The organism is Pseudoalteromonas sp. BSi20439 (genome assembly GCF_000241165.1).
Taxonomy (GTDB): domain Bacteria; phylum Pseudomonadota; class Gammaproteobacteria; order Enterobacterales; family Alteromonadaceae; genus Pseudoalteromonas.
This window is the reverse complement of record NZ_BADW01000067.1, coordinates 36,026-44,195: the sequence shown is the minus strand read 5'-3', so window position 1 is coordinate 44,195 and position 8,170 is coordinate 36,026. Positions and strand designations below refer to the sequence as shown.

Annotated in this window: 7 protein-coding genes; 1 reads left to right on the top strand and 6 read right to left on the bottom strand. The window is 40.6% G+C overall.

Going from position 1 to position 8,170, the window contains the following annotated elements; genetic code table 11:
- Positions 1-46 precede the first annotated feature (46 nt).
- Positions 47-1,558: a sodium/proline symporter PutP gene (gene putP / locus P20439_RS06460; RefSeq protein ID WP_008465433.1), complete on the bottom strand. Its 1,512-nt coding sequence runs from the start codon at positions 1,556-1,558 to the stop codon at positions 47-49.
- A 344-nt stretch (positions 1,559-1,902) separates the two neighbouring features.
- Between putP and P20439_RS06455 the strand changes: the two genes are divergently transcribed.
- Positions 1,903-3,126: an EAL and HDOD domain-containing protein gene (locus tag P20439_RS06455; RefSeq protein ID WP_008465430.1), complete on the top strand. Its 1,224-nt coding sequence runs from the start codon at positions 1,903-1,905 to the stop codon at positions 3,124-3,126.
- Positions 3,127-3,182: 56 nt separating this feature from the next.
- On the opposite strand, the gene P20439_RS06450 is transcribed toward P20439_RS06455, so the two are convergent.
- Genes P20439_RS06450 through P20439_RS06430 form a run of 5 tightly spaced genes read right to left on the bottom strand, consistent with a single transcriptional unit; the run spans position 3,183 to position 8,169 of the window.
- Entirely contained in the window at positions 3,183-3,914 is a 732-nt protein-coding gene (locus P20439_RS06450; protein ID WP_008465428.1) for a VacJ family lipoprotein, read from the bottom strand.
- Positions 3,915-3,923: 9 nt separating this feature from the next.
- Positions 3,924-5,180 (bottom strand): c-type cytochrome biogenesis protein CcmI, encoded by a 1,257-nt coding sequence (gene ccmI / locus P20439_RS06445; RefSeq protein ID WP_008465427.1) that lies wholly within the window; start codon positions 5,178-5,180, stop codon positions 3,924-3,926.
- Entirely contained in the window at positions 5,181-5,642 is a 462-nt protein-coding gene (locus P20439_RS06440) for a cytochrome c-type biogenesis protein (RefSeq protein WP_008465425.1), read from the bottom strand.
- Positions 5,639-6,211, bottom strand: a complete 573-nt coding sequence (locus P20439_RS06435; RefSeq protein ID WP_036933069.1) for a DsbE family thiol:disulfide interchange protein — start codon at positions 6,209-6,211, stop codon at positions 5,639-5,641. The genes P20439_RS06440 and P20439_RS06435 overlap by 4 nt, the downstream gene beginning before the upstream one ends.
- On the bottom strand, positions 6,208-8,169 hold the full coding sequence (locus P20439_RS06430) for a heme lyase CcmF/NrfE family subunit (RefSeq protein WP_008465422.1): 1,962 nt from the start codon (positions 8,167-8,169) through the stop codon (positions 6,208-6,210). Before P20439_RS06430 ends, P20439_RS06435 begins: the two co-directional genes overlap by 4 nt.
- Position 8,170 lies beyond the last annotated feature (1 nt).

The window sequence follows — 8,170 nt, the reverse complement described above, 5'->3', positions numbered from 1 at the left end:
TAACGTGTGCATTTTTTTAAACCAAACCTTTACGTTAGTGAATCAGTTACAATGACGATTCAACTTCATCAAACAGATCAGTAATTTCTTTTTTCGGTTCAGCTGTTACAAGGCTACCTACCACAATAGCAATACTCGCTAAAATGAAGCCTGGGACGATTTCATAGATCACGCTACTTAGGCTATCACCATTAATAGTAATAGGCGCATAAATCCACACAAGCACGGTTAGAGCACCAACAACCATACCACTGATAGCCCCTTTTAAGTTCATGCGCTTCCAGTAAAGGCTAAACAATACCAATGGACCAAATGCAGCACCAAAACCTGCCCATGCGTTGCTCACTAAGTCTAGTATTGAACTATTACGGTCATAGGCTAAATAGATAGCAAATAGCGCAACCAGTATCACGCTAATACGTCCTACTAGTACCAACTCAGTTTGCGAAGCATTACGGTTTAAGTAAATCTTATAAAAGTCTTCAGTTAGAGAGCTTGAACACACCAATAGTTGCGATGAGATAGTACTCATAATTGCAGCTAAAATAGCCGCCAGTAAGAAACCTGCAATTAACGGATGAAAAATTAATTCCGCCAATACTAAGAATATTGTTTCTTTGTCGGCAATTGGCATTTGATTTTCAATCATGTATGCAGCACCGAATAAACCGGTAAATACTGCACCAATGGCAGATAAGGTCATCCAAGACATACCAATACGACGCATAGTTGGCATTTCTTTTACTGAGCGAATAGACATGAAGCGAACAATAATATGCGGCTGACCAAAGTAGCCTAAGCCCCATGCCATTGCAGAAATAATAGCAATAGTAGAACCGCCCGCAAACCAATCAAGCATACTTAAAGAATGAATTTCGCTTGCTTTAGGCGAGCTTAGTAATTGCTGATAATTTGCATTTGCTAAGGTGTCCATAAAGGGTTGATCAAGCATCATGTAAGTGGCAATTGGCACTGCTAACAACGAAATAAACATGATACAGCCTTGCACAAAGTCTGTAAGGCTAACCGCTAAAAAACCACCAAACAGGGTATAGACCACTACCACACCGGTGGTTATGTATAAGCCCATTTCGTAACTCATTTGAAATGAGTTTTCAAACAACTTACCGCCGGCAACAACACCCGATGAAGTGTATAAGGTAAAGAAAACAATAATTACTATTGCAGAGATAACACGTAGGATATTTTTGTTGTCATCAAAACGGTTTGCAAAGAAATCGGGGATAGTAATGGAGTCATTGGCTTTTTCAGTATAAACACGCAGTCTTGGTGCTACTAAAAAGTAGTTTGCCCATGCACCCAATACTAAACCAATTGCAATCCAAACCTTACTCAACCCAAATAAATACATTGCGCCGGGTAAGCCCATTAATAACCAACCACTCATATCTGATGCACCAGCCGATAGGGCAGCAACACTGGGGGCTAAATTACGACCACCTAGCATATACCCTGAAATATCACTGGTAGATTGCTTATATGCGTATAGTCCTATTCCTAGCATTACAATAAAGTACAATGCCAGTGAAATAATCATTCCTGTTTCCAAATTTGCCTCCACTTAAAAAAGTAATAACAGGCTTGTAATCCAAATAATGACTCTTGAAATCTTATAATTAAGACAGTATTGGAATAAAAGCTTTCTATCCAACTATAACACGGTAATTACTAATAACTCCAACTCGCTAATTTAAGTAGATAAAAAACCATCTATTCGCTCACTTTTAAAACAAATAGAATAAAAAACAATGAGTTTAGATTAATAAAAACCACCCAAGCCATGATATTTTATTAATATAATTCATTTTCCCGATGCTATTTTGAATGTTTTCCAATATATTATTACAATGTTAACCAATTTCTACTGTTTCGGAATCTTATATGTATTTTTATGCTGCTCGCCAACCTATTTTAGATCGCAATAAGGAGTTAATTGGCTACGAGCTTTTATTTCGTGATGGAGTAGATAACGTTTTTCCGAACATTGACGGCGACGAAGCAACGTCTCGACTGATTGAGGGCAGCCAGTTTAACTTTGGTCTTGAAGATTTGACCGATAATAAACCTGCTTATATTAACTTTACCCTAGACACCTTACTAAAAGGCTACCCCACGCTATTAAACAAAGACGGGGTAGTGATTGAAATATTAGAAACCGTTCAGCCGGGGAAACGTCTGCTAGCGATAGTTAAAGACTTAAAAGAGAAAGGGTATACACTTGCTCTAGATGACTACGCGCATCAACCGGTATGGCGTCACTTTTATCCGTTTATTGATATCATTAAAGTTGACTTTTTAACGTGCGATATGGAAACCGTTAAAACGATCATTGAAGACTTAAAACCTTACCCACATATCAAGTTACTCGCAGAAAAAGTTGAAACTTACGAGCTTTACAACCAAGCTTTTGAGTTGGGCTTTGAGTACTTTCAAGGCTTTTTCTTTTCAAAACCCGAGATGGTGCAAAGTAAAGCCTTACCGCCATCTGGCATGGCACTGGCTGAACTGCTCTATGAAACATCCAGTGTAGAAATGGATCTTAAGAAGATCACCGATGTATTTGAGCGTGATGTTAACTTATCTTACAAGCTCTTGCGCTATTCCAACTCAGCGGCATTTACCCGCCGCTCTGAAATAAACACTATAAAACAAGCACTAATTGTACTAGGGGCTGCTGAAATAAAAAAACTGCTCTCTTTATTGTTTGCAGCACAAGTATCTGCAGATAAGCCATTGGAACTTATTAGACTGTCGTTAACACGGGCGCGTTTTTGTGAGTTGTTAGCTATTTCACATGGCAAACTTAAAGATACAGGTATGGCGTTCTTAACCGGCATGATGTCGCTTATGGATGCGATATTAGATGAAGAAATGGACAGCGTAATGCTTAAATTACCTTTGTCTAATGAGATAAAAACAGCGCTGTTAAAAAATGAAGGACTACTTGCTGAATACTTAAACTTAGTCACTCTGTATGAGCATGGTGATTGGCAAGCTGCGAACGATAAAGCCCAGCAATTAAACTTAGGCGATGAAGTGCCTGATGCATATCACGAAGCACTCAACTGGGTTAGTGAGCAAATGCGAGTGATGATCGATAGCTAAAATATCTTTAATACCCATAAACAAAACGCCAGCATCTGCTGGCGTTTTTATTTTTATTAAAGGCTTTCTAAGAAATCCTCATCAAAATCTTCAGGCTCTTCTTTTATTGGCGGGTTACCATCAAATAACTCGTATAATTGACGCTGAAAATAAATGTCTTTAATAAACAAGTAGGGGTCTAATGAATCATTTAATAAACCCTCTTGAGCCATTAAAGACGCCCTTGCCTCAACCGCCTTTAACGCAAACACTAAAATTGTTTGTGGTGTAGTCAGTGCAATTTTAGGTAAAACCACATTATCAACAACATCACCGGTTAAGTTACGTGCAGTTGATGGCCCCATTGCCGGGATCATTAAATAGGCACCATCGCCTACTCCCCACACACCTAAGGTTTGGCCAAAATCTTCATCAGTTACTTCAAGCCCTAACGAACTTGCAACGTCAAATAAGCCAAACACTCCCACCGTAGAATTCACTAAAAAGCGCGCAAAATTAATTCCGGCACTGCTTGGCTTTCCTTGCAGACCCGCATTAATAATATCAACCGGTGCTGTAATATTATCGGTAAAATGCACAATACTTCGACGCACAGGCTGTGGGGTTACTGTTATATAACCCACTGCCGCAGGCCTTAAAATATAAGCATCAAGTACGTCCATATTAAAGTCATAAATAGGTCTGTTTACACTTTGTATGGGATCGCGCTCATCATATTTACTCTCAGGCACTTGAGCACAACCCGATAACGTGAGTAAACATAATAAAAGTAAGCCTTGTTTTAACATCTCAAATCCTTAAGGTATTAATGTATCAATGTTCAGTTGCACTTGGCGCACCTCTTTAGAAACAAGCACTTGAGAATGCCCTTCAAGCTCCCCAGTGCTTGGCATAACTGAATCATCATTAGAGATACGCGCAGAAATGATAATTTCACTCGCACTGGATAAATTTAGCCCTGCCATCATGGCGTTCTCGTCGCTCAGCTCAACCGTAATTGGAAAGCTATAGTCTGTTAGTTTGACCACGGCTAAAGGCATCGGTGATCCCTTAGCCGCTTTAGCAAACACAAACAAAATACCGTTATTGGGCTGTTTGTCTGCAAGTTGGCTATCGATATCAACGGTAACTTGAATACTTTGAGCCGCTAACTGATCGCCACTGGTTGCCACGTTTTGCTGAGCAATTTGTAGATCGATTTCGCTAATACGTTGGTTGATCATAGCATAGCGCGTATCAGACTCATCCATACTTGCAAGTAACACCTCAAACGCTGCCTTTGCCTGTAGCCAGTCTTTTCTCTCAAAGGCGATCAGTGCAAGTAACGAAATCGCATCAAGATTATTTGGCTGCGCTTGTAGCACTTTAGAAAGCATACCCGCTGCACGAGTCATGTTCTCTTCACTGCCCTCAAGTAATAGCACCTGAGAGTAGCTAACAAGCGCCTGCATATTATCAGGATTCATTGACAATGCTTTATCAAATGACTGTTTTGCCATGTCAAACTCATTAAGCATAATAGCGACACGCCCTAACAGCATCCAAGCTACTTCATCATCACCGCTTTGACTTAACTTTGTACGCAGTGCCAATGCAAACGCTTGAAGTTCATTTTTAGATAACGGCTCACCTTTTTGCATTACGGCACGTTGACCATAATCGGCTAAGTTGTCCATTGCATCATGCCACGCCGAAATTTGTTGTTGGCTGCCTGTCATCGCATAAAATATACCTGCTAATGCAATTAAAAACGCTGCCCCTGTTAAAGCAAATATACGGTTATCACCACGACTGTTTAGTGACTTTTCTGGCGATAATTCATTAAGCAAACGACGTTTTAGCTCAATAATAGCCTCGTTATGGTTTTGCGAGTCTATACGTTGATTGTCTAAATCAGCCTGCAGTTCAACTAAACGCTGCTCATAAATGCTGATAAGCTGTGCATTAGCGTTGTGAGTAATAGTTACTACGCGCTCTTTTTTTAAAAAAGGCACAATAATAAACAGCAATGCAATGAGTGTGAGTAAAGCAAAAGACGCCCACATTAAAATCATTTAACTTTGCTCCTGACGTTTATTTTGTTTAATCAACTTATTGAGCATCACTTCATCAGCGTCACTCCATGTTTGTTTTACCGACGCTTTACGTTGGCGAATAACAATAAAACCAAAGCCTATTATTACAATGAGTACTGGTAACACCCACAGAATTAACGTAGCCGGCGTTACTGGTGGATCGTAATGAACAAAGTAGCCATAGCGGTCAATCATATAGTCAATGACTTCATCTTTGCTTTTACCATCTTTTACTAACGCCAATACACGATCACGCAAGTCTTTTGCAACTACGGCATCTGAATCAGCAATGTTTTGATTTTGACATTTAGGGCAGCGTAATTCTTTAGTTAGCTCTTCAAAACGAATCGCTTGTTCATTGCTATCAAACTGATAACGATCTTGCTGAGCAAACGCTGCTAAACTAATAAATAAGCAAAGGGTTAATAAAAACAATCTCATGGCTGCAGCTCCTGCATAAGAGGCGCAAACTTAGCGCGCCAAACTCGAGGGTTTATATCACCGGTGTGGTGTAACAAAATAGTGCCATTTTTATCAACTAAAAATGTTTCTGGTGCTCCAGACACACCCAAATCTAACGCCAAAGAGCGCTCTAAATCTAAAATATTAAACTGATACGGATCACCGGCGCGCGCAAGCATATTACTCACATCGTCACGCAGTGCTTGCATATCAAACGGGCCATCAAAATCGGCATCGTAACTTTGAACATAATACAAGCCGATAATTTTAATGCCTTGTTCGCGAAGCTTAGTTAAATAATCAAGTTCAGCTAAACACGTTGGGCACCATGTGCCCCACACGTTTAATAAATACACGTCACCTTTTAACTGCTCATCAGTCCAACGTTTATTATCTTGCATTAAATCAGGCAAGTTAAATGTTGGTACGGTTTGACCAATGCGCCCTGTTTGTATTTCCCGAGGGTTAGCAAACAACCCTTGGTATAAAAACACACAAATAAAGATAAAAATTAATAAAGGGACTATTGCCATCAATTTGCGATTCATAATGCCCCCTCTAATTCATCTTTGCGAGGTGAAGCGCGATAACGCTTATCAAATAAAATCACAAACCCAGCAAGTGAAATCAAAACACCACCGATCCACATCCAACGCACAAACGGCTTATGATAAATACGTAATGACCATGCCCCTTCACTTAGTTGCTCACCAAGCGCAAGATATAAATCACGAGTGAATCCGGCATCAATAGCGGCTTCGGTCATAAATTGCATACCAATATCGTAACGACGCTTTTCTGCATATAAACGCGTTACAGTGTCATTCCCTTTTAATACCGTCACGACACCTGCATGACCACTGTAGTTTGCACCACGAATAGTCTTCACACCTTCAAAGCGGTATTGATACTGATTTAGCTGTACGCTATCACCAGGCTTCATTGATACATCACGCTCAACTGAATACGCCGAGGTGAGTGTAATGCCCGCTATAACAAAGGCTAAACCAACATGCCCCAGCACCATTGCCCAATAGCTTAAACCTAAGCGCTTTATACCGAGTTTAAGCGAGCCATGAACCGCTGCTTTGGTATATAAATCAATAAAAGTGGCAACAAATATCCATACACCTAGCGTGGTTGCTAAAAGTGTTAATGGAGTCACTACCTCATAGCTACTAAATAACCACGCACAGGTAATGATAATACTGACTAATGCGCCTACAAATATTTTATTTTGTAAAAAGGCCCACTTATTTTGCTTCCAACGCAGGAAAGGCCCAATGCCCATTAAAATAGCAAATGGCACCAGTAAAATAGCAAACATTTTATTAAAGAAAGGTTCGCCAATTGAAATACTGCCTAGCCCCATTTCCTTGTGCACCATAGGTAATAATGTACCTAACAGTACAATTAACGTAGCAACCACTAAGAAAATATTGTTTAACCAAAGTGCCACTTCACGCGATACAAATTTATAACGCCCTTCACTTTTAACTTGTGAGACACGCAAGCCATATAACGCTAAACCGCCGCCAACAACTACGGCCAAAAAGCCAAGAATAAATAAGCCACGATCAGGGTCTGTTGCAAAGGCATGCACCGAAACAATAATTCCTGAGCGAACGATAAAGGTGCCTAGTAAACTTAATGAAAATGCCGCAATAGCCAGTAACACTGTCCATGATTTAAATACGCCACGTTTTTCAGTCACACTTAAAGAGTGCAGTAACGCGGTTGCGACTAACCATGGCATGAGTGATGCATTTTCAACAGGATCCCAGAACCACCAGCCGCCCCAGCCTAGCTCTGAATAGGCCCACCAACTACCTATGGTGATACCTAAGGTTAAAAAGCCCCATGCCGTCATTGTCCATGGGCGTGACCATTTTGCCCAGGTGTTATCAAGCTTGCCGGTTAACAACGCGGCAATAGCAAAGGCAAAAGCAACAGAAAGACCGACATACCCCATATAAAGTAATGGAGGGTGAATGATCATCCCTGGGTCTTGTAATAATGGATTTAAATCGCGTCCCTCAACAGGGAAATAGGGCAGTAAACGTTCAAACGGACTTGAAAGTAGCAAGGTGTACATCATAAATCCGACACCTAAAAAGCCAAGCACACCTAATACGCGAGCACGAAGTACCCAAGGCAGTGACTTTGAACGCACAGCAACAACGGCGGTCCAACCGGCCTGCATTAATAACCACAGTAAAATAGCGCCTTCATGGCCACCCCATGTTGAGGTTATTTTATAATACCAAGGCAAGGTGCTACTTGAGTGATACGCTACATAAGATACGGTAAAATCATCAGTTAAGCTGGCATAAATAAGCGCAGCAAAAGACAAAGCAACAAATGCAAACTGACCAATAGCAAGTGATGGCGCAGCGCGCATCAAACGAAGGTTTCCTGTGTGTGCACCCCAAAGTGGGAAAATACACAACAGAATACTCAGTACCATGGCCAATGTTAGGGAAAAATAACCAAGTTCTGGGATCATA

Bases quoted from the DNA above. Each gene is read 5' to 3' on its own strand.
- putP (WP_008465433.1), bottom strand. From the start codon at position 1,558: ATGATTATTTCACTGGCATTGTACTTTATTGTAATGCTAGGAATAGGA.
- P20439_RS06455 (WP_008465430.1), top strand. From the start codon at position 1,903: ATGTATTTTTATGCTGCTCGCCAACCTATTTTAGATCGCAATAAGGAG.
- P20439_RS06450 (WP_008465428.1), bottom strand. From the start codon at position 3,914: ATGTTAAAACAAGGCTTACTTTTATTATGTTTACTCACGTTATCGGGT.
- ccmI (WP_008465427.1), bottom strand. From the start codon at position 5,180: ATGATTTTAATGTGGGCGTCTTTTGCTTTACTCACACTCATTGCATTG.
- P20439_RS06440 (WP_008465425.1), bottom strand. From the start codon at position 5,642: ATGAGATTGTTTTTATTAACCCTTTGCTTATTTATTAGTTTAGCAGCG.
- P20439_RS06435 (WP_036933069.1), bottom strand. From the start codon at position 6,211: ATGAATCGCAAATTGATGGCAATAGTCCCTTTATTAATTTTTATCTTT.
- P20439_RS06430 (WP_008465422.1), bottom strand. From the start codon at position 8,169: ATGATCCCAGAACTTGGTTATTTTTCCCTAACATTGGCCATGGTACTG.